Genomic DNA, 25,515 nt, shown 5'->3' with positions numbered 1-25,515 from the left:
TAGGGCGTAATTAAAAATGGAAAAAATAGTTGAGCCCAATGCAGAAAATATACTGTCAAAAAGCTTTATTTTTATCATGGCAATGACATGTGGAATTTGTGCGGGTTCAAACTATTATAATCAGCCCTTGATTTATTCCATTGCAGAAGCATTAAAAGTCAATGCCGATCAGGTCGCTTTAACTATTGTGATTAGCCAGCTGTCATATGCAGTTGGCCTTTTTATATTAGTTCCCTTAGGCGACTTTTTTGAAAAGCGTAGTTATATTTGCCTGCTCATGTGTTGTACGGGGCTTGCACAAGTAGGGCTATCCTTAAGTCAAACCTTGCCAGCTTTATATGGCTTTACCTTTTTAGCTACATTCTTTTCGATTGCGACTCAAGTTTTAGTTCCTTTTGCCGCGGGTTTAGCCAGCCCGAAAAAAAGCCCTCAAGTTGTAGGGACTCTCATGAGTGGTTTGTTCTTGGGAATATTATTGGCACGTTCTATTGCAGGCTTACTTTCTACAGTTTGGTCTTGGCATGCGGTTTATTTAATTAGCGGAATTGTCATTTTGGTGTTTGCTTGGGTAATGTGGGTAAAGTTACCAGTGGCGCGAAAATCCCATCAACTCAATATTCTACAGATTTATGGTTCGCTATTTTCATTAGCTGTTCATCAGCCTCATTTACTACGCCGTGGTTTGGCAGGGGGAATTGGCTTTGGTATTTTGGCTCTTATTTTTACCACCATGACTTTTATTTTGGCGAATGAGCCTTATCACTTTAACGATTTCCAGATTGGTTTATTTGGAATTGTGGGCTTGGCTGGTGTGTTTGCGACCCCATGGGCAGGCAAGAAAATTGCAGCAGGCCTTGAAAATAGGATTGCATTGGTTTGTATGGCACTATTAATGAGTGCATGGATACCACTATTTTTTGCACAGCAGTCTTTGGTTGCCTACGCTGTTGGCGTGATTATGGCGTATTTTGGTTTGTCAGCATTTCATGTGCTCAACCAAAATCTGGTTTACCGGATTTCGGCCGAGGCACGTTCCCGTATTAATTCAATTTATATGACTTTATATTTTGGTGGAGCCGCCTTAGGTTCTTTTATTGCGGTGTATGCTTGGAAACACTGGGGATGGGAAGCATGTGCTGCTTTAGGTTTAGCAATGGCAATAACAAGTTTCGTGATTGATCGCTTAGATTTTTATGAAATGGGTAAGATTACTAACCAAGAAAAAGCTCCATAAACAGGAGCTTTAAAATTTTATTATTTGCGAATAATCATTAAGGTTGCCGAAGCAAAAGCATACACCTTGCCGTTTTCATCTACGATTTTACCTTGAGTACTAATAATATTACGGCCCGCATTAATTAACTCGGCTGTCGCATAGTAGGACGTATCAACTTGCATAGGACGAATCATTTTTACATTTAAATCAATAGTTCCATAAGCAACACCATGTTCAAGTAGGGTATGAGCTGCGCTGCCTGTCGCCGTATCTAAAGCTGTGGCACAAAAGCCGCCGTGTACACCGCCTTGTATATTTCTATGTTCTTTGCGAGGGGTAACTTTATAAGTTGCTTTACCTTCGGAAACTTCAACGAGCTCCATCGGTATGGTGTGAGCCATAGGTGATGGTGAAACTTCACCATTTTTTAAAGCGGTTAAAAACTCAAGACCTGTGTATTTCGGGCTTTCCATAAATCATCCTTGCATGATTAAGCAGTCTAATCACCATACTATAAATTGAATTTTTACGGAATAAAATTTTGCAATACAAAATATAAATTTATTCTACTTAAAACGAGACTAATAACTTTTTATCTTATATTTGTATTTAAAACATATATCTATATTTTATTCCTATGGCTAAGTTACGATAATTTTATTAAATTAGTGAAAATATATTTTGCTATAAGAAATTTTTTGATATTTTGATGAGATTGAAACAATAAAAGTCCATTTTAAGGAAAAACGTTATCTGCCCATGACACAGGCAGAGAGGTGAAAGGAAAAAACTATGCCTTTATACAAAGCTCCATTACGCGATATGCAATTTGTACTGCATGAAATGCTTCAAACAGAACAGAACTATCAAGGTTTAAGCAAATATCAGGAAAGCGTAAATCGAGAATTAATTGATCAATACTTAGAGGCAGCAGCAGATTTTTGTGAAAATGAATTGGCGCCCATAAATCAAAATGGCGATCAAGAAGGCTGTCATTTAAATCAAGGTGTGGTGACAACCCCTAAAGGTTTTAAAGAAGCCTACCAAAAATATGCCGAGCTTGGGTTTACTTCATTAACCGCCGATCCGGAATATGGTGGGCAAGGCTTACCGACATTGCTGCGGATTGCGATTTCTGAAATGTTATGTGGTTCCAATTGGGCTTGGGCAATGTATCCGGGGTTGTCTCATGGTGCAATGAGAACAATTGAGCATCATGGTACCGAGCAACAAAAACAGAAGTTTTTGACTAAACTTATTAGTGGTGTCTGGACCGGAACCATGTGTTTAACCGAGTCACATGCGGGTTCAGACCTTGGATTAATTAGAACTAAAGCAGAACCAAATCCGGACGGTAGTTACTCCATTACAGGCGAAAAGATTTTTATTTCAGCAGGAGAACATGATCTTTCTGAAAATATTATTCATATTGTTTTAGCCCGTTTGCCTCAGGCGCCTGCAGGGACTAAAGGTATTTCTTTATTTATTGTGCCTAAATTTAATGTGAGTGATGACGGTCAGGTGTTGGACCGTAATAAAGTCTTTTGTAGCGCGATTGAACATAAAATGGGGATTCATGGCAATGCCACCTGTGTACTGAATTTTGATGGCGCGAAAGGTTATTTGATTGGACCTGAAAATCGCGGGCTCAATTGTATGTTTACCTTTATGAATACCGCACGTATTGGAACGGCAGTACAGGGGCTTGCTGCTTCTGAAATTTCATTTCAAGGTGCATTAAGTTATGCCAAAGAGCGCCTCGCCATGCGTTCGTTATCAGGTCCTAAATATCCTGAGAAAAATGCCGATCCAATTATTGTACATCCCGCTGTGCGTTCAATGTTAATGACACAAAAAGCTTTTTCTGAAGGTGGTCGTGCACTGGCTTATTTTCTGGCTCAGCATGTCGATATTGTGGAAAGCTCAAACGATCAGGAACAGCAAAAACACTCCGATGAATTACTGGCTTTTTTAACACCCATTGCTAAGGTCTTTTTAACAGAGTCGGGTAATGAGTCTGCAAAGCATGGTGTTCAAGTATTTGGTGGACATGGCTTTATTGTTGAGCATGGCATGGAGCAAATTGTACGTGATGCACGTATCTCGACATTGTATGAAGGTACAACTGAGATTCAGTCTTTAGATCTGCTGGCACGTAAAGTCCTCAAGTCGGAAGGCAAACTTCTAAAGAACATGACCGATTTAATTGATCAGTTTATTAGTCAGCACCAATCAAATGAAGTCTTGAAACCTTATTTAGAAAAATTAGCTGAGCTTAAGCAACAATGGCTGTCATTGACCAAATCTATTGCAGAGAAAGCCAAACACAATCCTGAAGAAATAGGGGCTGCTTCAGTAGATTATCTTTATTTTTCTAGTTACGTCGTGTTCGCTTATTTGTGGGCTCGAATGGCACAAGTTGCCCATGAAAAATTAGCATCGGGTACACAAGAAGAAGCTTTTTATAAAGCAAAATTAACGACAGCTAAGTTTTTCTATCAAAAGCTTTTGCATCGTATACAGAGTTATGCCGCTTCTATTGAGTCTGGAGCTGATACTGTGATGGAGCTCGATCAAGATGCTTTTGCATTTTAGTGAATGGTAAGTTTTAGAATCACTGGGTAAAATTGACATGCGAAATTTTACCTAGTGATTAAATTTGTAAATTTAGACTCATCAGTTTTTGGTAGGAAAAACCAGTTGAGACAAAGAAATAGAGGGTTAACATAAGCATTAAAACGTGAATTTTCATCAAATATTGATATTGGACAAGGACTAAGGAAAGAAAATCATGAATGCTTATTATCAATTACTGAATAGAACAATTGGTCCTCAAGGTGAAGTGATTGCTCATTATTGCTCAACTGTTCATGCACAAGGGGCATGGAACCCTCATGAACAGCATATGGCGCCTGCAAGTGGTGTCATCGCAGTAGAGTTAGAACAGTTTTCACCGCGACAAGATATGCGAATTGGTCGAATTAGTTTTGATATTTTTGGATTGATTGCATTTGGTGAATTTACGATTAAAACACATGTCATTCGTGCCGGTAAAACGATTGAATTGATTGAAGCAGAACTACAAGCACAAGGTAAAACTTGTATTGTGGCTAGAGCATGGCGCATGTGCACTCAAGACAGTTCAGATATTGCTGGGCTTGAAGATCAACCAATTCATCATCCCGATACTTTTACCGAATGGACAGGCATGAAAAGATGGCCGGGTGGCTTTATCCAGACATTAGTCACTAAAACTGATGATCAGCATCGTGCGGGCAAAGGCATTGTTTGGCTAAACAATGATAAAGACATGGTTGAAGGGCAGCCGACCACAGATTTTGCCCATTTGATTGGTATGGTAGATACCGCAAATGGCATTGTCCCAAGACAAGAAGGAGAATTTACTTGGGGCTTTCCAAATCTTGATTTACAAATTCACATGCACCGTTATCCGCAAGGTAAATGGTTAGGCCTGGAAACCGTCCAGCAATATGGTTCGGATGGCATTGGTTTAACCAGTGCAGTTTTACATGATGTGTATGGTCCATTTGGACGAAGCGAGCAGATTTTGACTTTACGTAAAATGACTAAATAAATTTTTAGCCAATAAAAAAGTCATCCCTAAGGATGACTTTTTTTTATTGAGATTTAATTGTTAGTTACGGATTTTTAGCAATGTTGGCGTAAGCTCATCCCAACGTTGTTTTGCAGCGTCCATTGCTTTCATTTTGATATGCCCATAACCACGGACTTCTGCCGGTAATTTTGCAATTTGTTCAGCAACTGCCAAGTTATGATTGTCTGGTGCCTCAACAAGTGCTTCAACAAATGCGATGTAACGGTCACGCCAAGCTTGTTCGTGTTGACGTTCTTCTTGACGCGCAAATGGGTCAAGGAAAGTTTCACGAAGCCATTGTAAGCGAGCGAGCATCATCATCGGGAAACGCATCCAGTAACCAAACGCACGTTTACGGACATTTTTCAGACCACCAAGTAACGCTGGTGGAGCAAGATGATAGGTTAAACGTAAGCCTTTACCGAATTGGGTTTCAATTGATTCTTTGAAGCTTTTACCTGTTAGTAGACGTGCAACTTCATATTCATCTTTATAAGCCATAACTCTGTAAAGCTGAGTTGCAATCGTACCTGTTAACTCTTCTGGTAACTTTTTAGCTGCCAATTCTACAAGAGTGCGGTATTTAGCTGCATAAGCTTCATTCCAGTAGTCTGTTAGACGAGCAGAACGGTCTTCAACAAGTTCAGCTAAAGTTTGCGGAGTTTTGGTTTTTGGCATTGCTGCAAGTAAACGAGCAGCTAAAGTTGGGTCACTTGCAAGATGACAACCTACACGGAAAGCTTCAAGGTTCTTTTCAACAGCCGTACCATTTAGGCGAATTGCTTTTTCAATACTTTCACGTAATAGCGGAATGCGACCAGATTGCCATGCCATACCGAGCAATAACTGGTTGGTATAAATTGAATCACCTAAGAGCTGAGTTGCAATACGAGCCGCTGGCAGAGAAACCAGCTGACCTTGACGAACACGACCACGGAGACGGTCAATTAAATCGGTAATAGGCGCATACCAGTCACGAGATTTAATAAACTCAGAAGTAGGGGTACTGTCTTCATTCACAATAACTAAAGCATCATCTTTTAAACGAGATAGAGCAGCGCTACCACCAGCGACTACCGCATCGGCACCAATCAGTAATTCACATTGGCCCGCTGGAATTTTGGTAGAAGAAATTTGTTCATCACTTGCTGCAAGTTGTACATATGAATAAACCGTACCACCTTTTTGGGCAAGGCCGGCCATGTCCATAACACGTGTTGCTTTACCTTCGAGGTGAGCCGCCATACCAAGCAGTGCACCAATAGTCACAACACCTGTACCACCAATACCACCGACCATAATACGACTTGGAACGTCATATAACTGAGGAATAACGGGTGATGTTGGCCAGCCTGCACCAATACCTTCAAATTTAGCAGGACGTTTCATATCACGTGTATGAACAGTCACAAAGCTTGGGCAAAACCCTTCGGCACAAGTGAAGTCTTTATTACAGCTACTTTGGTTAATTTGACGTTTAGTCCCTAAAGCAGTCTCTACTGGCTCAATAGATAAACAGTTTGATTTTTTAGAACAGTCGCCACAACCTTCGCAAATATCACTGTTAATGTATAAACGCTCAGCTGGGTCAGGGTAGGCATCACGTTTACGGCGACGGCGTTTTTCACTGGCACAGGTTTGTACATAAATTAAAGCGGTTACACCTGAAACTTCACGTAGCTCACGTTGAACTGCATCAAGCTCATTACGGTGGCGAATTTCTACACCCGCTGCAATACCGTCTTCTTCATTTAATAATTTAACTTCATCAGTGACAATCACTTGTTTTTTAATACCTTCGGCAGCGAGCTGGCGAGTTAACTGTGCAACGCTCAAATGACCATCTACATGTTGACCACCTGTCATAGCGACCGCATCGTTGTAGAGGATTTTGTAGGTAATATTAGTTTTTGCAGCAATAGACTGACGAATTGCTAAGTAACCAGAGTGGAAATAGGTTCCATCACCAAGGTTTGCAAAAATGTGTTTTTCATTGGTAAATGGTGATGCACCCACCCAACTTACACCTTCACCGCCCATTTGTGAGAACGTTTCGGTACCACGGTCAAGCGAAACAGCAATATAGTGACAACCGATACCGCCTAACGCACGACTACCTTCAGGAACGACTGTTGATGAGTTATGTGGGCAACCACTACAGAAATATGGTTTACGTTCAGCAAGATCAATCACACGTTTTGATTCTTGCTCTGCTTTTAGCAGTAAGTCGATTCTGCTTTGGATTTGTGCTTTTAAGCTTTCTGGAATATCTAGTTTTAAGAAGCGAGCAGCTAGCATTTTTGCAATCGGTTCAGGCTGATACTCATAGTGACCAATGAGCGGTGCTTCTTCAATAGAGGTACTCCATTCACCTTTGCCATCAATCGCTTTACCAATAACACGAGGACGTTTGTCATCAGGAAGTGAGTACAACTCATCTTTAATTTGTGTCTCAAGAATTGGACGTTTTTCTTCAACAACAATTAGCTCTTCTAAACCTTCGGCAAATTCACGTAGACCTTGTGGTTCTAGAGGCCAAATCAGCCCAACTTGATAAACACGTAACCCAAGCTGTTGGGCTGTTTCATCCTCAATACCTAAAATACGTAGGGCTTCAATGGTATCTAAATAACCTTTACCACTTGCAGCAATACCAATACGGGCATTTTCACAAGGCCATGTTACGGTATTGATTTTATTCGCACGGGCATAAGCCAAAACAGCAGGTAAGCGATATTTATAAAGACGTTCTTCTTGTTGAATGCCATGATCTGGCCAACGAATATTAACGCCACCCTCTGGGAAATTGACATCTTTTGGTATAACAGGAGTGACACGGTCTAAATCGACATGAACAGAAGCTGAAGTTTCTACAATTTCACTGACCAGCTTCATTGAAGTCCACAGACCAGAAAAACGTGAAACAGCAATGGCGTGAACACCAAAGTCTAAAATTTGTTGAACGGATGTTGGGTAGAAAATTGGAATACCGCAACCAATCATGACATGTTCAGACTGGTGGGGAATTGTAGAAGATTTACAAGAGTGGTCATCACCAAATAAAGCAACGACACCACCACGTTCAGAAGTACCAGCTAAGTTAGCATGGCGGAGTACATCGCCTGAACGGTCAACACCCGGGCCTTTACCATACCACCATGAAGACACTCCATCATATTTGCCTTGACCTGAAAGGTTAACTTGTTGTGTACCCCAGATTGCGGTAGCAGCCAAGTCTTCATTTACGCCAGGTTGAAATACAACATTATGGGATTTAAGTAATCCTTGAACTTGCCAAAGGAAACTATCATAGTTACCAACAGGAGAACCGCGATAACCAGAAATAAAACCAGCAGTATGATAACCATTGATCGCGTCACGGCGAGTTTGGGCAAGAGGCAACCGAACAAGTGCCTGAATGCCGGTCATATATGCTGTACCGTTATCACTTACATATTTATCTTCAAGTGACACATCCTTTGTTGCAATAATATTTGGAGTGACTTTTGTAGCTATATTCATTTATATCTCCTTAGAATTTTTAGTAGCTCGGACTACTTTCTTTTTTCAACATCCAGTTGAATATTTGGAGCAAGTGACATACGAAATAAAAAAAGACCGGTTCCTCTTCTTAAAAAGAATTGGTGCCAATGTATGTACATTTAGTCATTGTGGTTGAACTAAACTGGTGCAACAATCCGTAATTTAGGAAAACATATTTACGTTATGCGCAAAAATCTCGATGGTGGACTATTGCATGCTATGCATGCATTCCTGAAAGTGATTGATAGCGGGAGTTTCACAGCAGCAGCTGAGCAGATGGATCTGACCACAGCACAGGTTTCACGTCTTATCAGCGAGCTAGAAACACGCTTAGGTACAAAATTAATACAACGCTCAACACGCCAGCAGGCCCTCACTGATATTGGTGCGACTTATGCAGAGCGCTGTCGTCAAGTCATTTCAATGGTGGATGAGGCGGAGTCAGAAGTCACCGGAACGGCATCTAAACCCAAAGGTCGTTTACGCGTGTTAAGTATGGGAAGCTTTGGGCATCATTATGTTTTTCCAGTGATGGCTGAGTTTTGTAAACATTACCCCGAATTAACCGTGGAATATACGACTTCTCAATACGTTCCGGACCTGTTGGCAAAAGGGGTCGATGTTAGTCTTTATCTGACTGAATCATTAACAGACTCACGGTTTGTCGCACGCAGAATTGGCACTATTTTTTCTGTTTTATGTGCATCACCTGCTTACCTAGAAAAACATGGGATACCTGAGTCCCCCGAAGACTTAAAAAATCATGCCTGTTTACGCTTGGTAAATCCGTCTATTACACCAGATTGGCACTTATTAAATACAAGCGGTGAGTCTTACCAAATCGACATTGGTGGGCAACTCATTGCAGATAACCCTGAGTTATTATTAGATGTGGTGCAGCAGGATATGGGCATCGCATTATTGCCGATGTTTTCGGCTTTAGATGCAGTTCAGAATGGAAGATTATGTCATATCTTGCCAGAGTGGCGTTCACCTGATATCGGGGTTTATACCTTATTGCCTTCACGCCATTTTATTGATGCCAAAACACGTGCATGGTTAGATTGGGTAGAAGAATATATTTCTCCAAGAATTGAAATGGATGCATCTTATTTTTATAAATAATGAGATAAATTTTTTAAGGATTACAATTGAAAAAGGATGAAGAATAATACGGATTAGAATAAAAATAGGGTAGAAAATGCTTCTTTTGAAAGAGGCATTTAATACAAAGATAAATAATAGATTTTAAAAAAATTGCATGGGGGATTGAGTCCCAATTCCTGAACAGAATGAGATAAAGATGAGATAGGATGATCTGGTATTTCACCTAATATTCAGCTTTATACCAGATGCTGAGCTACTTTAATTGATGACTAGGCACACTTGGTTTGCCAGTAAGCATTTGCATAATTCGACAAGCTTTTTCGGTTTAATACATTGCTAATATTTTGGCTGGCTTGCATCAGTTTTTCTAAATTAATGCCAGTTTCAAAACCCATGTGGGATAGTAAATAAAACAAATCTTCGGTCGATACATTACCTGAGGCGCCTTTGGCATAAGGGCAACCCCCAAGTCCTGCAAGAGACGAGTCAAAAACGCGAATACCTTGTTGTAAAGACTGATAAATATTGGCAATTGCCATACCATAGGTGTTGTGGAAATGCCCAGCTAAAACCTTGCTATCGAGTTCAGCAAGGCAGGCTTGCCATACCTTTTGAACGCGATCTGGTGTTGCGGTACCAATGGTTTCACCTAAAGACACTTCATAGCAGCCCATGTCATAGAGTCGTTTAACCACTTTTACGACTTGCTCAGGGGCAATTGCGCCTTCATAAGGGCAATCGACTATACAAGAGACATAACCTCGCACACGGATGTTATGGGCTTTTGCCGCGCTCATAACATCGCTAAATTTTTCAAAGCTTTCCTCGATTGAGCAGTTAATATTTTTATGGGTAAAACTTTCAGAAGCTGCGGTAAACACCGCAACCTCTTTACATCCTACCGCTTGAGCAGTTTCAAAACCTTTAATATTTGGAGTGAGCAGGCTAAATTGCACATCTGTCGTTTGGGGTAATAGCTTAAATAGCTCATCACTTTGAGCCATTTGCGGTACCCATTTTGCCGAAACGCATGAACCGACTTCAATCGATTTTAAGCCCGCACTGATTAGGTCATTAATGAAATTTAAGCGTTGTTCGACAGTTAAAGCCTGCTTTTCGTTTTGGAGGCCGTCTCTGGGTCCGACCTCCACGATTTTGACAAACTCACTCATGCAACTTCCTCCTGTGCAGGTTGAAATTCCACAAGCTCATCGCCAGCTTTGACCTGATCACCAACTTGGAAGTACGAATCTACAATCACGCCGTCTTTAGGAGCACGGATGGTGTATTCCATTTTCATGGCTTCAAGCGTCATTAAAATATCGTCTTTCTTCACGCTATGATTTGCACTGACTAGCACTTGTGTGACCACACCCGGCATTGGGGCTTTTAAGTGACCTTCATCGGCTTGGCTATCTGCCTGATTAAAGTCTTGGCGAATATAAGCAAACTTATAGCTTTGTCCGTTTTGGAACAAGGTAATACCTTGCTGACTTTGGTTAAAAGTCAGCTTTTGCTGAGTCCCACCAATTTGAACAGAGGCAGTATGAGCATCAATCAATTGGCCAGAAATCGGGTAGCTTTGACCGTTATATTCTGCGGTGAAGCCATCTTCATTTGAGGCAAATTTAATTTGGATACTTTGGTTTAAATAATTCAGTTTAATGCTGTGCTGATAAGCAATATTTAAACGCCAAAGTGGCTGAGCTTGCCAAAGCTGTTTTTGGCTTGAGCTGTTGTTATTAAGTTTACTTAGAAACTCAATAAATGCCGCTGCTACCACCAGTTCAGGTTTGATCTCTTCAGGGCTAAACAAGAAGTTTTGTTCACGCTGAATCAGGTTGGTATCAAGCTTAGCTTGTTTAAACGATTCGCTACGTACAATCTTTTCAAGAAAAGCAATATTGTTGCCTAAGCCATCGACATGGAATTGGCTCAAAGCATTTTGCATTTGAATAAGCGCAGCTTCACGGTTTTTACCCCATACAATGAGTTTGGCAATCATTGGGTCGTAATAGGTCGTGATTTCATCGCCTTCAACAATACCGCTATCTACACGCACATATTGGTTTTGCGTTGGGTAGTGCAGATAGTCAATTTTACCGATTGCTGGTAAAAAGCCTTTTTCAGGTTCTTCAGCGTAAATACGTGCTTCGAGCGCATGTCCGTGAATCTGCAATTCGTTTTGTAGTTTAGGTAAAGGTTCGCCATAAGCCACACGAAGTTGCCATTCGACCAAGTCTTCACCTGTAATCATTTCAGTAACAGGATGTTCGACTTGCAGACGGGTATTCATTTCCATGAAATACGCCGTACCGTCTTGTTCTACAATAAACTCGACCGTACCTGCACCAACATAATTTACCGCGCGTGCAGCATCAATTGCAGCTTGGCGCATTGCATCGAGCTTTTCGCTTGGCATTTGTGGAGCAGGGGCTTCTTCTAGCACTTTTTGGTGACGGCGTTGTACCGAACAATCACGTTCAAACAAATGCACATAGTTGCCATGTGTATCACCAAACACTTGCACTTCAATATGACGCGGTTGAATCACATAACGCTCAATCAAGACATCATCATTACCAAAGCTCGATTTGGCTTCACGTTTACAAGAGGCTAAGGCATGCAGAAAATCTTCACTGCGTTCAACCAGACTCATGCCTTTACCACCGCCGCCAGCACTGGCTTTAATTAAAACAGGATAGCCAATTCGGTCTGCTTGTTGTTTTAAAAAGTCGGCATCTTGGTTGGTTCCGTGATAGCCCGGTGTTAAAGGAACGCCTGCTTTTTCCATTAAAGCTTTCGAGGTTGCTTTTAAGCCCATCGCTAAAATGGCATCTACTGGCGGGCCAATAAAGCAAATGTTGTGTTGTTGGCAAGCGAGTGCAAACTGGTCATTTTCAGAAAGGAAGCCGTAGCCTGGGTGAACCGCTTGGCTACCTGTATCAATGGCAGCTTGAATAATACGATCAACCTGTAAATAACTTTGTGTTGCAGGGGACTGACCAATATAAACCGCTTCATCTGCAATTTTGACGTGTTGTGCATTTGTGTCTGCATCTGAGTAAACGGCAACCGTTCTAATACCTAATTTTTTAGCTGTACGAATTACGCGGCAGGCAATTTCGCCACGGTTCGCAATTAAAATCTTTTCAAACATGATGATCGTCCTTAATTGTTGTTATTCGAGTTAGAAACCCAAGCAGGTTGCTGTTTATTTAAAAAGGCACTCAGGCCTTCTTTTGCCCCACTGCCTTGACGAACTTGAGCAATATGATGTGCTGTCTGTTGCAGCAAGTCATTGCTCATGGTCTGGTTGCTCACCATTTGAATGAGTTGTTTGGAGGCTGCTTGAGCGTGCGGGCCACCGAGTAATAGAGCATCAATAATTTCTTGAACTTTTTTATCTAGGTCTTCAGCATCTGCTACTTCGTGGGCCAAGCCAATTTGTTTGGCTTCACGTGCTGAAATCCGCTCGGCAGTTAAGAAATAACGGGAAGCTTGTCTTGCACCAATCGCACGAATCACATAGGGACTAATGGTTGATGGAGCAAGTCCTAAACGAACTTCAGACGTAGCAAACTTGGCATCGGTGCTGGCAATACAAATATCACATGCCGATGCCAAACCCATGCCGCCACCAAAGGCAATGCCATGCACGCGGGCAATAGTCGGTTGTTTAAGTGTTGCAAGTGCATCAAGCATTTGGGCAAGTTTTAATGCATCTGCTTCATTTTCTGCTGAAGATGCCTGACCTGCCTGTTTCATCCAGTTGAGGTCGGCACCTGCTGAAAAGCTTTTGCCGCGACCCGCTAAAACGACCACACGTATATCATCACGTGTATTGATTTGCTTAAAGCAGGCATGCAATTCTTCAATGACTGTCGTATTAAAAGCATTGTGTAATTCAGGGCGATTCAACCAAACATAGGCAACCTGATCTTGTTGTTCGAGTTGTAAAAATTGATAGCTCATATACACCTCTTACATGCGGAACACGCCAAATTTGGTTGGCTGGATAGGGGCATTCATGGCCGCAGCCAAACTTAAACCAAGTACCTGACGGGTTTGAGCTGGGTCGATTACACCGTCATCCCAAAGGCGGGCAGAAGCATAGTACGGATGGCCTTGGCGCTCGTATTGTTCACGAATAGGTTGTTTAAACTCGTCTTCTTCTTGCGCTGACCACTGGGCACCTTTTTGCTCAATCTGGTCACGTTTTAAAGTCGAAAGTACGCTTGCTGCTTGTTCGCCGCCCATTACTGAAATACGAGAGTTGGGCCAAGTCCATAAAAAGCGTGGTGAATAAGCGCGGCCACACATACCATAGTTACCTGCGCCAAACGAACCACCAATAATCAGGGTGAGTTTAGGTACATTTGCGGTGGCAACTGCCATCACTAATTTAGCGCCGTTTTTTGCAATCCCTTCATTTTCATACTGGCGACCAACCATAAAGCCCGTAATGTTTTGTAGGAATAACAATGGAATATTGCGCTGTGTACATAGCTCAATAAAGTGCGCACCTTTTTGTGCAGACTCAGAAAATAAAATCCCGTTATTTGCAATAATGCCGACTGGCATACCATAGAGTGAAGCAAAACCAGTAATGAGGGTTGAACCAAAGCGTGCTTTGAATTCATCAAAACGAGAACCGTCTACAATACGTGCAATGACTTCACGCACATCGAAAGGTTTACGCGCATCACTTGGCACCACGCCATAGAGTTCCGATGCATCAAACAGCGGCTCATCAATTTGTTTGTTTAACTCATTTGGCTTTTTATTTAAGTTAGCAACAATGTTTCGTGCAATCGCAATGGCATGTTCATCATTTTCAGCTAAGTGGTCAGCTACACCTGAAAGACGTGTGTGTACATCGCCCCCGCCTAAATCTTCACTGCTTACCACTTCGCCTGTTGCAGCTTTTACCAGAGGAGGGCCGCCTAAGAAAATCGTACCTTGATTACGGACAATAATGGTTTCATCAGACATGGCAGGCACATACGCACCACCTGCGGTACAGCTCCCCATCACCACGGCAATTTGAGCAATACCTAGGCTCGACATGCGTGCCTGATTATAGAAAATACGCCCAAAGTGATCGCGGTCTGGGAAAACCTCATCTTGCATTGGTAAATAAGCACCGCCTGAATCTACTAAATAAATACAAGGCAAGTGATTTTGTTCAGCAATTTCTTGTGCGCGTAAATGCTTTTTAACCGTAAGTGGGTAATACGTTCCGCCTTTAACCGTTGCATCGTTGGCAACGATCATGCAAGTTACGCCGTTGACCTGACCAATACCAGCAATTACACCCGCAGCAGGAACATCATCTTCATAAACGTTGTACGCTGCCAATTGACCAATTTCTAAAAATGCCGTACCGACGTCAATCAGTTGATCAATACGTTCACGGGGTAAAAGCTTACCTCGAGCCAAATGTTTCTGACGGGCATTTTCACCACCGCCTAAAGCAATACGCTGGACAACTTGTTTGAGATCTGTGACCAATGTTTGCATGGCTTGCTGGTTTGTTTTGAAGTCTTCGCTTCGAACATTAATCTTGCTTTGTAATTGGTTCATAAGATGCGTCCCTATTTATAATTATTATTTGGTTTCATTGAAAAGTTCGCGGCCAATCAGCATGCGGCGAATTTCAGAAGTTCCCGCGCCAATTTCATAAAGTTTTGCATCGCGCCATAAACGGCCAGCAGGGAATTCATTGATATAGCCGTTGCCACCTAAAGTCTGAATGGCTTCACCCGCCATCCAAGTTGCTTTTTCAGCAGCATATAAAATGGCACTTGCGGCATCTTTACGTAGGCTGCGGTCATGATCTGCTTTGTCACAGGCAGCACCAACAGCATAAACGAGAGCTTTACATGCAAGCCATGTTGAATACATATCGGCAAGTTTGCCTTGCATAAGCTGAAATTCACCTAAAGCCTGACCAAACTGTTCACGCTGATGTAAGTAAGGAATCACCACATCTAAGCAAGCATCCATAATGCCTAAAGGTCCGGCACTTAAAACTGCTCGTTCATAGTCCAAACCACTCATGAGTACTTTAACCCCGTTACCCACACCACCGAGTACGTTTTCAGCAGGAACTTCTACATTGTCAAAGAACAGTGGGTAAGTATTAGAACCACGCATACCGAGCTTATCTAAGTGGTTGCCGTGACTAAAGCCTTTCATGCCTTTTTCAATCAAGAAAGCGGTCATGCCTTTAGGGCCCGCTTGTGGATCAGTTTTAGCGTAAACGACCAGTACATCTGCATCACCGCCGTTGGTAATCCACATTTTTGAACCGTTTAAAACAAAGTGATCACCTTTTTGCTCGGCGCGTAATTTCATGCTGACGACATCGGAACCGGCATTTGGCTCAGACATGGCAAGGGCACCAACATATTCACCGGAAATTAATTTTGGTAAATACTTTTGTTTTTGCTGCCCGTTACCGTTACGGTTAATTTGGTTTACACATAAATTAGAATGAGCACCATATGACAAGCCAATAGCTGCCGAAGCACGAGAAATTTCTTGCATGGCAATAATATGAGCTAAATAACCCATATTGGCACCGCCATATTCTTCAGAAACCGTCATGCCTAAAAGGCCCATATCTCCGAATTTTTTCCAGAGATGTGCAGGGAATTTGTTGTCTTGATCAACTTGTTGGGCAATTGGTGCAATTTCCTTTGCACAAAATGCGGCTACCGAATCTTGAAGCGCAATTAAAGTTTCATCTAGACCGAAATTCAAGCTGCGTAGGTTCATGATATTTTCATCCTATTGGTTATATTTGTTGTCCATAAAATATTTTGTGGGTATTTGATAATTACCATACAATGATTTTTTGAAAAAGTGAATATAGATTCATAAAATGATTTACAATTCATTTTATTTGTTAGAGAATAAATTATGAGCTATAAACGATCATCTTTAATGCAAGAGCGGATGGAGCAAAATCGTAAATCGATTTTGAATTCAGCTAGAAAAATAATTTCAGAAGGAGGATTTAAGGACGCACAAATACAAACAATTGCAGAGCAAGCAGGTGTATCTAGTGGACTGGTTTATCGCTACTTCGATAATAAAAGCCAAGTGCTAATAGAAGTTTTGTCTGATGCCATTAATACAGAGCTATTGGTCATCGATTCGATTACCGAAAGTGACTTATCGGCAAAGCAGAAATTACACAAGGCGGTGGCAACTTTTGTAAAACGGGCACTAAATAGTCCTCAGCTTGCGTATTCACTCATGTTTGAACCCGTCGATTCAACGGTTGAATATGAGCGTTTTCGTGTGAAGCAATTGATTAAACAAAGTATTAAAAAAATACTTGCGGATGGAAATGCAAGTGGTGAGTTTGTCTTGGATGATTTAAACACAGCAGCACTTTGTGTAGTCGGTGCTATGACCTATGTGGTGGTTGAACCTCTAGACCCAGCTCAAAATACAAAGTTTGATCATGCGCACAAAGACTATTTTTCAAAACAGATTGCGGACTTTTGTGTGGATGCTGTGCAAAAGAAATAGGGCATATAAAGGATAAAACAACACAAAATAAGTAGTTTGGAAAAGTAGTTGCAGTAACAACAATTAGATCAGGTAAGAAGAGAATTAGAAGAATCAAGGAGAATGATTCAATGCAACAAGAACGGTTAAGCTACGCCTCGGGACCAAGTACACAACCCTTATTGGGTATGACGATTGGTGAACAATTTGATCAGGCCTGTCAGCAATATGCTGAAAAGGAAGCGATTGTCAGTTTTCATCAAAACAGACGATTAACCTATAAAGCTTTACAAGATGAAGTAAACGCTTTTGCTTGTAGCCTATTAAAATTGGGATTAAAAAAAGGAGACCGATTAGCGATTTGGTCACCTAACTGTGTGGAATGGACGGTAACCCAATTTGCAGCTTTTAAAGCAGGGATTATTTTAGTTAACCTGAATACAGCTTATAAAAGTCATGAACTTGAATATGTGTTGAATAAAGTCTCGTGCAAAGGATTGATTATTGCTTCTCAATTCAAAACAACTGATTACCAAGAATTACTCACAAAAATTGCCCCTGAATTAACTAATAGCCCAGATAAAGTGCTCAGTTCAGAGCGTCTGCCGCATTTAAAATTTGTCATTAAAATTGATGACCAACAAAATACGGGTATTTATCGTTTTAGTGATTTAGTCACCACACCAACTTCTGAACAGCTAGAACAATTAAAACAATTAGCCAGACAGCTCCAGTTTGATGAAACTATTAATATTCAATTTACCTCAGGTACAACAGGTAACCCGAAAGGGACCATGTTAACCCACCATAATATTTTAAATAACGGTTATTTTGTCGGTGAAGGCATCCGTTTAACTGCTCAAGATAAAGTCTGTATTTCTGTGCCATTGTTCCATTGTTTTGGCATGGTGATGGGGAATTTAGCGTGTGTAACGCATGGGGCAACCATGGTCTATCCATCGGCTGTATTTAATCCTTTAGAAACTTTAAAAGCGATTCATCAAGAACGTTGTACGGCAGCTTATGGCGTACCAACCATGTTTATTGCCACTTTAGAGCATGAACAGTTTAATGAGTTTGATCTGTCGAGCTTAAGAACAGGCATTATGGCAGGCAGTCCTTGTCCACGTGAAATTATGCAGCGTGTTATAGACCGAATGCATATGTCGGAAATTACCATTTGTTATGGTATGACCGAAACCTCGCCAGTGAGTGTACAAAGCTCGGTAAACGATTCAATCGATAAACGGGTAAGCACAGTTGGGCATGTTCATCCGCATGTTGAAATTAAAATTGTCGATTTAGAAGGACAAATTGTTCCGCAAGGCACATTGGGTGAGTTATGCGTTCGTGGTTATTCAGTGATGGCCGGTTATTGGGGTGAAGAAGAAAAGACCCGTGAAGTGATCGATGCTGCTGGTTGGATGCATACGGGTGATATTGCCGAGATGGATCAAGACGGTTTTATTAAAATTAAAGGCCGCATTAAAGATGTCGTGATTCGCGGAGGAGAAAACCTTTTTCCAAAAGAGATTGAAGACTTTTTATATACCCATCCAGATGTAAGCGATGTACAGGTGATTGGCTTGCCAGATGCGAAATATGGTGAAGAACTTTGTGCATGTATTATTTTGCATGAGCATCACCAAGTCGATGAAGACAGCATTCGCCAATTTTGCAAAGAGCATATTTCTCATAATAAAGTGCCGCGCTATGTCCGATTTTTTAATGAGTTTCCAATGACTGCTTCTGGCAAAGCGCAAAAGTTTAAATTGCAGGAAATTATGCGAGCTGAACTTAATTTAACGGGCAATGTCTTTGACTAAATAAGTTAAAAGCTCGTTCAAAGTGCAGAAAATGGTAAACCGAAAAGCAGTTTTAAAAGAGATAAAACAAAATGGCAAAAGACTTTAATAGCCCTAAAGTAGTCGAAGGATATGATGCGCATATTCGTAAATTAATTCCGGGTTATGAAGTCATCCATCTACAGGTGGATGCCATTTTACAGTCGGTGTTGCCACCAGATGCTCATGTCTTAATTGTGGGCTGTGGTACGGGTTATGAACTCGAATATTTACTTAAAAGACATCCAAACTGGAAATTTACAGCAGTCGATCCATCTTTAACCATGCTGCAAAAAGCTCAGGAGCAGGTGGAGATTTTAGGTAAATCTACCCAAGTCACTTTTGTACATGGTGATACTTCAGCACTGCCTTTGGAACCATGTTTCGATGCTGCATTGTCTATTCTTGTGGCGCATTTTATTGCAGATGACATAAAACCAACCTTCTTTAAGGATATTTATGATCGCTTAAAAGAAAAGGCGCCTTTACTTACTTATGACCTCATGACTTGTGTAAATCCACAGCAGCTTCAAGCATTGCGTTATTTGTGCTTGGCTCAAGGGTTAACAGAAGAACAATGTCAAAAAATGTTGGAGCGTGTGGCGGAAGACTTTTTTAGTTTAACGACTGAAGGATATATAAAACTTTTGGAAAAGACAGGCTTTGAAAGTGTACAGCCTTATACGCAAATTTTGACTTATCAGGGGTTTATTGCAAAAAAATAATACTATTGGGGAATATAAATAAGGGGTTAAAACTGAATATTCTCAATGTGGAAGAGAATATAAAAAAATGAAAAATTAAAAAGTTGCTTTTGCAGCGTTAGGGAGGATACGGCTAAAAAATATGAGGGAAGGTCTTTCTTGTGAAAGAAAGGCAAATTTTTAAGGATCTATTTTAGATAGGTACATAACAAAAAGGATGTCGAGACTTTTAAGACTACTTAAAGGTCTAAAGGAAAATTTCATGATGAAAGTTTTAAATACAACGGTTCAAAAAAACTTGTTGGCAGTTTCTGTGACTCTACTTATGTCTTCTGCTTTTGCTGGTCAAGTAAACCCTGAAATAGAGCAACTTCGCCAAGAAGTAAACGAATTACGGGCAATGCTACAGGCAGATACACAAACTCAAAAATCTTTAAGTCAAGAAAAAGTAGAACAAGTTGCTCCTGTGGCTACTCAAGCTCCACAATCCATACAACAAGTATTAACTAAATCGGGTACAGAATTTAACTTATATGGTTATATACGAGCAGATGCTTCTTACCAAATTAAGGGTGCATCTACGATGTATAACAATATTAGTGGGGTTCCACTTGAACATACGCCAGAAGAATCTGCCCAGAGGGACCAATTGCACAGTACGGTTTATGTGACCCGTTTCGGATTGAATTTTAAAACACCAACAACTGCTGGTGATGTGGGTGGAAAGTTAGAAATGGACTTTTTTGGGGCGGCTACTCGTGATCAGTTCCGTATACGTCATGCTTATTTAACTTATGATAAATGGTTGATTGGTCAAACATGGTCGACATTCATTGCCCCTGAATATTACCCAGAAACGATTGATGCAGGAACATTTGTAGGCAGTGCTTTACTTAGATCGCCAATGGTTCGTTATAGCGATAATTTAACGGCAAATACAAGTGTTGCAGTATCAGTTGAAGACCCGAAATATACTGCGGCAACAGATCCAGATAACAAAATGCGTTTACCTGCTTTAGTGGGGCGTTTAAATCATAAATTTGCCAATGGTTCGATGCTTTCAGGCCGTAGTTTTGTTGCAGAAAAAAGAACCAATAATGACAGTGAATGGGCTTGGGGCGTAGGTTTCGGCGGTAAATACCAAATGACACCCGATACTTTACTTAAAGCCGATTATTACCATGTCAAAGGCGATGGACGTTTCTTATTGTGGAGCAATAGTGGCTATGCAATAGATGAGCAGAACAACATGCATAGCAATGAATTTGATACGGTGTCTTTGGGGGTAACTCATCAATTCACGCCAAAAATTCGCTCGACTTTAGCTTATGGCTATATGAAAGCTAAAGACGATAACCGTTTTGCCGAATTACAGCATAATAGTACGACTCAAAACAAACAGCTTTGGCAGGGCTGGGTAAATACGATGTATAACCCATACAAGCCAATTACCTTAGGTGTTGAATATGTATATGGCGAACGAGAAACTTTCGATGGTCGAAACGGGGTGGATAACCGCTTCAACATGATAGCAAGTTATGATTTCTAAATAGCTATTCCCATCAGATGAAAGGTTCACCTGATGGGGCAATCATTAATTTTTAGTAATTTGATCTAAATCTACCAATTCCGCCATGTGTTGATTGCCACGGTCATTAGGATGTAAATGATCTCCAGAATCATAAATTGGATTTAATCGATTGGGATGCTTTGGATCTTTTAAGCCTTTATCAAGATCAAGTACACCATCAAATGTATGACTGGTTCTTATCCAGTGGTTAATGCGCTGACGTAATTGATCTTTGTTGGGTTGATAATAATTATCTAAAGGGGTATTGGGTAAAGCACCAGAAAACGGAAGTAAGGTTGCACCAATTACCTGAATACCTTGCTTGTGAGCTTCATTTACAACACGTTGATAACCTTTAGTTAAGGCTTCAAAAGAAGGTATTTGCTGTTTAGGAGCAAACGCTGTGCTGGGCCATGAAATATCATTTATACCAATTAAAACGATTAAAATTTTAACATCTGTATATTGAAATATTTCATTGTTTAAACGTTTTAAAACACTATCGCCCATACCATCGGTAAGCAGTCGATTTCCTGAAATTCCGCTATTAATTACCGCTACTTGATGGGGAGATAAACGCTTAGCCAAAAAATCGGTCCACCTGCTATTAGCGTCTAAAGTCGCGGTTGCCCCATCGGTAATTGAGTCTCCAATAACAGCAACCACCTGAGCTTTCTGTTTGGGTTTTACCTCGATTGCAGAAAGTAATAATCGTGCTGTTGTAGTTTTTGCATTCGTAGGCGCATTTAAATTTGTTGTCTGATTTCCACTAATGAGCCAACTGGTTTGTTTGGCATCCCAATGAAATGTTTTAAACGTTGTAGGCTTTTGAATAAAGCTATTCACCACCAATTGAGCATGATCGGGAACAGCTAACTTGATTGGATCACTCACCAGTTGTTTGCCAGGTAAAATTTTTGCTTTAAGTTGACCAGAAAAATAAACAGGATAGGCGCTCTTAGATTTTGGTGTTACTGCGTTCGCTAAACCAATCGTTGTTTGATCAATATAAAGCGGTTGCTCGCCATATTGATTGGTAAAAACGAGCCGAACAGCTTCACCACCTAAACTAATTTGGCTTACCTGCCTAATTGTTTGGTTGGATATTTGCTCTGGAATGAGTGTCGGAAAAACGAAATCTTTATTCCAGACTTTTTGGGGGCTGGCAGCCCAAGTGGTAATCCAATGGTTCTTTGGTACTTCTGCTTGTGCAACGCTCGTAAATAAAACCAGAGAAAATAGGGTAGCTTGAGAAAGTTTCATCTCGTGAACTCTTTAAAACGAATTAAAGTTATCTTGAAATAAATTGATGCCTTGTTATAGCGGGCTAAGCGGAATAAGATTTGTGAATACAATTCATAAATAAATTTTGTTATGTCTTATTTTGATATTAATCGATCTGGTGAGTTGGCAATTTTTATACGTGTAGTCGAGCTTGGAAGTTTTTCAGCCGTAGCACGAGCATGTGATATGACGCCGTCTGCGGTCAGTAAGTTAATTTCCCGTTTAGAAAAAAGACTTGGTGTCAGGTTATTGAACCGTTCAACACGTCAGTTTCAGCTTACCAGTGAAGGGTGTCAGTTTTATGAGCAAGGCCTTCAAATACTCAATAATTTAGATGAACTTGAACAATCTGTTACTGCTCACCATAAACCGCAAGGGCGAATTAGAATCCATACCAGCTTTTCATATTGGACTCACTTTTTATTGCCTTGCATTAGTTTGTTTAATCAACGCTACCCGGAAATTGAATTAGAAGCTCATTTGAGTGATGAAGTAATTAACTTAGTTGAACAAAGAATTGATGTGGCGATTCGAACAGGACCTTTGAAAAGCTCCAATTTGGTAGCTCGCTCACTCGGGAGTACACATAAATATTATGTATGTTCACCTACATATATTGAAAAGTATGGTTGTCCCAAACATCCGGATGAGCTACATGCACATCGGCTTTTAGATGTAAGTTATCAACGCCAGAACAAAACCTGGTTATTCAAAAAAGCAACTCAGGAAATTAACTTAACGCCATCTAAAGTTTTAAAAGTAAATCAGGGTGAAGCAATTTTACAGTTAGCACTGGCAGGCGTTGGTATTGCTCAGCTGAATGAATTTCAAATTCAAAAAGCAATACAGCAAAAGCAACTCATCAAGATTCTTGAAGACTGGAATATTCATGCTTGTGAAGAATTCCATGCTGTCTGGATTGGTCATGATAAATATGTTCCAAATCGTGTTCGCGCATTTTTAGATTTTTTGGTAGAGCATGCTCCTATACAGTAACTCATTGTTTCCTTGCACTAAATTGGCACTGTTGCATAGTTTTATTCATTGTTTCTACAAAATTCATTTTAGTATCAATATTCTGCAAGCTCACTTTTGGTAAGCTTTCTACAAATTGTGGTGAATAGTGCTGCTCTAACGAGCTATAGATACAATTACACTGTGAAAGGTTATGTCCCGCCCCAACACAACGTGTATTAAATTCATTTTTACTCATGGGTCTGCAGCCCATCAGATTTAAAACACTGAGTGTAACAAGGCTCACCAAAACAAAACGATAGAGAAAAAACATTGTTGTTACTCTGCATAGGTTGTTGTTATCGTTAAGTGATGTTGATAGAAGTTCTAATCTTTATGTGGTATTTGAATACTTAAAACTTTTAACCCAAACTTATATAAAAAGGGTAGAAAAAAGATTTAAGTAAACGATTTTTGAACTCTATAGAAAGTTTTTATTTTTGAGAAATGGGAACGATCTCTAAAAATGCTTGAACAAATAAAAAATGCCGAATGTAAGTAAAATCAATAAAAGTACGTAAAAAATATAGAATAATAGTCATGAGTGACTCCTTGATTAAAAGAAGTTATGCCCACTCATTGCTAATCATTATGGTGGCGAAACGAAAGAGGGTTAGCAGACTGATACCTAAGAAACCAGCACACCCGAAGGTGTCCCACTCTCGTTCCTCCATCAAAGGCACGAGGGGCATCACACCAAAAAACGTGTTTTTTAGTGCACTTAGGTAGACGGTCTGCTAAAACCGACTGACAAAATTGGTCAGCGCGAGCATCATAAGCTGAGCATTGGGGTGGGTCAATTGCAAAAATAAAAGATTGATTTATATAATTTGATATAAATATTTGCCTGTTTTTATTTAGAAAATAGAAAAATTAAAAAATATAATGTGTATATAACTGTTTTTTATTTCACCTTTGGAGTTGTTTTTTAATCTTATATATCAAATATTTATTAATTGTTTATTTGTATAGTATGTCAATGTCGTTAATTAGATGTATCGTTTGGCTAAACTATTTAATAATTCGATTTTTATAACCTAGACGATGTAGTATAAACACTGCATGCCAAAAAATAACCAAAATTTCAATTGCAAGAAATGTAATTTTATTAATCATATTTTTGGGTTTTTACAAAAGCTTGCATAATCTACAAAAGTTAAGAGAACCACTGCGGTAGGCCAACATAAGATAATGTTATTCATAAACCTACATTTTAATATTTATAAAGGTGATTTAAATGGTAAGAATATTTTGTGCAGTAAGTATGGTGCTGGCAATTGCTATGGGCATGAGTGCTTGCCAAGACCGTAATTCAAGAAATGATGGCATGCATGGAGCAAGTGATCCAGCAACCTCTCATGATATGAATAAAAACTCGTAATAAATTAGTTTTTACTAAAAAAGCCTACTTTATAAGTGGGCTTTTTTTATCGTTATTTTATCTAAAGAATATAACTTAACAAGTAATCAAATATTTTAAAATAAAATATAAATCAATAATTTATGTTGTTTAAATGACTGGAATTTTTAGTGTTACTGAATTGTTGTAAAATGAATATATCTTTTCAAAAAGTTAATAAAACAAACACAATAGCTTACTTATATTCATCCAAAATTCATTTTAGTAATAATGAACTATAAAGGTAAGGATATGCCCCAATATTTAAAAATAGCTGAGAAAATATATCAAAATGTTAAAGAAAAAAAAGGTTTTACAGATGATCCAATGGAAGATCTTAACAACTTGATGATCGAACTCAGACAAGAAATAAAGGGGACAAAGTTAAAGCTTTTATATAATTATATTGATTTTGCCGAAATACTTATTAAGCCCTTGCAAGAGTCAAAAATTAAATTGGATTTAAGTCTTATTCCTAAAAGTAAGAATACTCAAGAATTTGTACTTTGGCTTGCTGGTTTTATTGAGCGAATTACTACAGGGGGCCAAGAGAAATTACCCCCAATTCGAGCTAAAATTACTTTACCCGCCTATGCCTACGAAGAAACTTACCCCTCGCAGAAAAAGCCTGTAAATAATGGGGAAGAAATAATTGAATATTTTAAAAAAAATCAAAGTTGATTTTGAGGAAAGC

At 39.9% G+C, this 25,515-nt stretch carries 20 protein-coding genes; 11 read left to right on the top strand and 9 right to left on the bottom strand.

Features of this window, described 5'->3' with window-relative positions; translation table 11 throughout:
* The first annotated feature begins 16 nt into the window (after window positions 1-16).
* A complete protein-coding gene (locus J582_RS07320; RefSeq protein WP_032047638.1) occupies window positions 17-1,234 on the top strand; it encodes an MFS transporter in 1,218 nt (405 codons plus the stop codon).
* A gap of 20 nt (window positions 1,235-1,254) precedes the next feature.
* On the opposite strand, the gene J582_RS07315 is transcribed toward J582_RS07320, so the two are convergent.
* Window positions 1,255-1,689: a PaaI family thioesterase gene (locus J582_RS07315; protein ID WP_032047637.1), complete on the bottom strand. Its 435-nt coding sequence runs from the start codon at window positions 1,687-1,689 to the stop codon at window positions 1,255-1,257.
* Between the two features lie 319 nt (window positions 1,690-2,008).
* Between J582_RS07315 and J582_RS07310 the strand changes: the two genes are divergently transcribed.
* Both J582_RS07310 and J582_RS07305 read left to right on the top strand, forming a co-directional pair.
* The gene (locus J582_RS07310) at window positions 2,009-3,811 is read left to right on the top strand and encodes an acyl-CoA dehydrogenase C-terminal domain-containing protein (protein WP_032047636.1); all 1,803 of its coding nucleotides are present in this window, start codon (window positions 2,009-2,011) and stop codon (window positions 3,809-3,811) included.
* A gap of 196 nt (window positions 3,812-4,007) precedes the next feature.
* Window positions 4,008-4,811 carry a thioesterase family protein gene (locus J582_RS07305; RefSeq protein WP_032047635.1) on the top strand — a complete coding sequence of 268 codons (804 nt, stop codon included), beginning with the start codon at window positions 4,008-4,010 and terminating at the stop codon, window positions 4,809-4,811.
* Window positions 4,812-4,871: 60 nt separating this feature from the next.
* Here J582_RS07305 and J582_RS07300 read toward each other — a convergent pair whose 3' ends face one another.
* On the bottom strand, window positions 4,872-8,354 hold the full coding sequence (locus J582_RS07300) for an indolepyruvate ferredoxin oxidoreductase family protein (protein WP_032047633.1): 3,483 nt from the start codon (window positions 8,352-8,354) through the stop codon (window positions 4,872-4,874).
* A 204-nt stretch (window positions 8,355-8,558) separates the two neighbouring features.
* On the opposite strand from J582_RS07300, the gene J582_RS07295 reads away from it, so the two are divergent.
* Complete coding sequence (locus J582_RS07295; protein ID WP_032011831.1) at window positions 8,559-9,500, top strand: LysR family transcriptional regulator; 942 nt, start codon at window positions 8,559-8,561, stop codon at window positions 9,498-9,500.
* 251 nt (window positions 9,501-9,751) lie between these two features.
* Here J582_RS07295 and J582_RS07290 read toward each other — a convergent pair whose 3' ends face one another.
* The 5 genes from J582_RS07290 to J582_RS07270 are packed head-to-tail and all read right to left on the bottom strand — an operon-like array spanning window position 9,752 to window position 16,265.
* On the bottom strand, window positions 9,752-10,654 hold the full coding sequence (locus J582_RS07290; protein ID WP_032047631.1) for a hydroxymethylglutaryl-CoA lyase: 903 nt from the start codon (window positions 10,652-10,654) through the stop codon (window positions 9,752-9,754).
* Window positions 10,651-12,642, bottom strand: coding sequence for an acetyl/propionyl/methylcrotonyl-CoA carboxylase subunit alpha (locus J582_RS07285; protein WP_032047630.1), 1,992 nt, complete (start codon window positions 12,640-12,642; stop codon window positions 10,651-10,653). The genes J582_RS07290 and J582_RS07285 overlap by 4 nt, the downstream gene beginning before the upstream one ends.
* Before the next feature lie 11 nt (window positions 12,643-12,653).
* The gene (locus J582_RS07280) at window positions 12,654-13,457 is read right to left on the bottom strand and encodes an enoyl-CoA hydratase/isomerase family protein (RefSeq protein WP_032047628.1); all 804 of its coding nucleotides are present in this window, start codon (window positions 13,455-13,457) and stop codon (window positions 12,654-12,656) included.
* A 9-nt stretch (window positions 13,458-13,466) separates the two neighbouring features.
* Window positions 13,467-15,068, bottom strand: a complete 1,602-nt coding sequence (locus J582_RS07275; protein ID WP_032047627.1) for a carboxyl transferase domain-containing protein — start codon at window positions 15,066-15,068, stop codon at window positions 13,467-13,469.
* A gap of 24 nt (window positions 15,069-15,092) precedes the next feature.
* Window positions 15,093-16,265: an isovaleryl-CoA dehydrogenase gene (locus J582_RS07270; RefSeq protein WP_004887693.1), complete on the bottom strand. Its 1,173-nt coding sequence runs from the start codon at window positions 16,263-16,265 to the stop codon at window positions 15,093-15,095.
* A 144-nt stretch (window positions 16,266-16,409) separates the two neighbouring features.
* On the opposite strand from J582_RS07270, the gene J582_RS07265 reads away from it, so the two are divergent.
* The 4 genes from J582_RS07265 to J582_RS07250 all read left to right on the top strand — a co-directional run bounded on the left by J582_RS07265 (window position 16,410) and on the right by J582_RS07250 (window position 21,103).
* Entirely contained in the window at window positions 16,410-17,027 is a 618-nt protein-coding gene (locus tag J582_RS07265) for a TetR/AcrR family transcriptional regulator (RefSeq protein ID WP_032047626.1), read from the top strand.
* 110 nt (window positions 17,028-17,137) lie between these two features.
* Entirely contained in the window at window positions 17,138-18,832 is a 1,695-nt protein-coding gene (locus J582_RS07260; protein ID WP_032047624.1) for an AMP-binding protein, read from the top strand.
* Between the two features lie 71 nt (window positions 18,833-18,903).
* Entirely contained in the window at window positions 18,904-19,575 is a 672-nt protein-coding gene (locus J582_RS07255) for a class I SAM-dependent methyltransferase (protein WP_032047623.1), read from the top strand.
* A gap of 244 nt (window positions 19,576-19,819) precedes the next feature.
* A complete protein-coding gene (locus J582_RS07250; protein WP_080961408.1) occupies window positions 19,820-21,103 on the top strand; it encodes a DcaP family trimeric outer membrane transporter in 1,284 nt (427 codons plus the stop codon).
* A 45-nt stretch (window positions 21,104-21,148) separates the two neighbouring features.
* On the opposite strand, the gene J582_RS07245 is transcribed toward J582_RS07250, so the two are convergent.
* The gene (locus tag J582_RS07245) at window positions 21,149-22,387 is read right to left on the bottom strand and encodes an SGNH/GDSL hydrolase family protein (RefSeq protein ID WP_032047620.1); all 1,239 of its coding nucleotides are present in this window, start codon (window positions 22,385-22,387) and stop codon (window positions 21,149-21,151) included.
* Window positions 22,388-22,498: 111 nt separating this feature from the next.
* Between J582_RS07245 and J582_RS07240 the strand changes: the two genes are divergently transcribed.
* Window positions 22,499-23,404 carry a LysR family transcriptional regulator gene (locus J582_RS07240; protein ID WP_002048352.1) on the top strand — a complete coding sequence of 302 codons (906 nt, stop codon included), beginning with the start codon at window positions 22,499-22,501 and terminating at the stop codon, window positions 23,402-23,404.
* A 1-nt stretch (window position 23,405) separates the two neighbouring features.
* Here J582_RS07240 and J582_RS07235 read toward each other — a convergent pair whose 3' ends face one another.
* The gene (locus J582_RS07235) at window positions 23,406-23,696 is read right to left on the bottom strand and encodes a hypothetical protein (protein ID WP_022574901.1); all 291 of its coding nucleotides are present in this window, start codon (window positions 23,694-23,696) and stop codon (window positions 23,406-23,408) included.
* Window positions 23,697-24,659: 963 nt separating this feature from the next.
* On the opposite strand from J582_RS07235, the gene J582_RS26945 reads away from it, so the two are divergent.
* The gene (locus J582_RS26945) at window positions 24,660-24,803 is read left to right on the top strand and encodes a hypothetical protein (protein WP_004887681.1); all 144 of its coding nucleotides are present in this window, start codon (window positions 24,660-24,662) and stop codon (window positions 24,801-24,803) included.
* A 270-nt stretch (window positions 24,804-25,073) separates the two neighbouring features.
* Window positions 25,074-25,502, top strand: a complete 429-nt coding sequence (locus J582_RS07225) for a hypothetical protein (RefSeq protein WP_001136759.1) — start codon at window positions 25,074-25,076, stop codon at window positions 25,500-25,502.
* Window positions 25,503-25,515 lie beyond the last annotated feature (13 nt).

Origin of the sequence: Acinetobacter sp. 1566109 (genome assembly GCF_000582255.1) — a bacterium.
Classification (GTDB): Bacteria; Pseudomonadota; Gammaproteobacteria; order Pseudomonadales; family Moraxellaceae; genus Acinetobacter; species Acinetobacter nosocomialis.
Note: the sequence above shows the minus strand (reverse complement) of the source record. Positions and strands in the feature narration are given on the sequence as shown.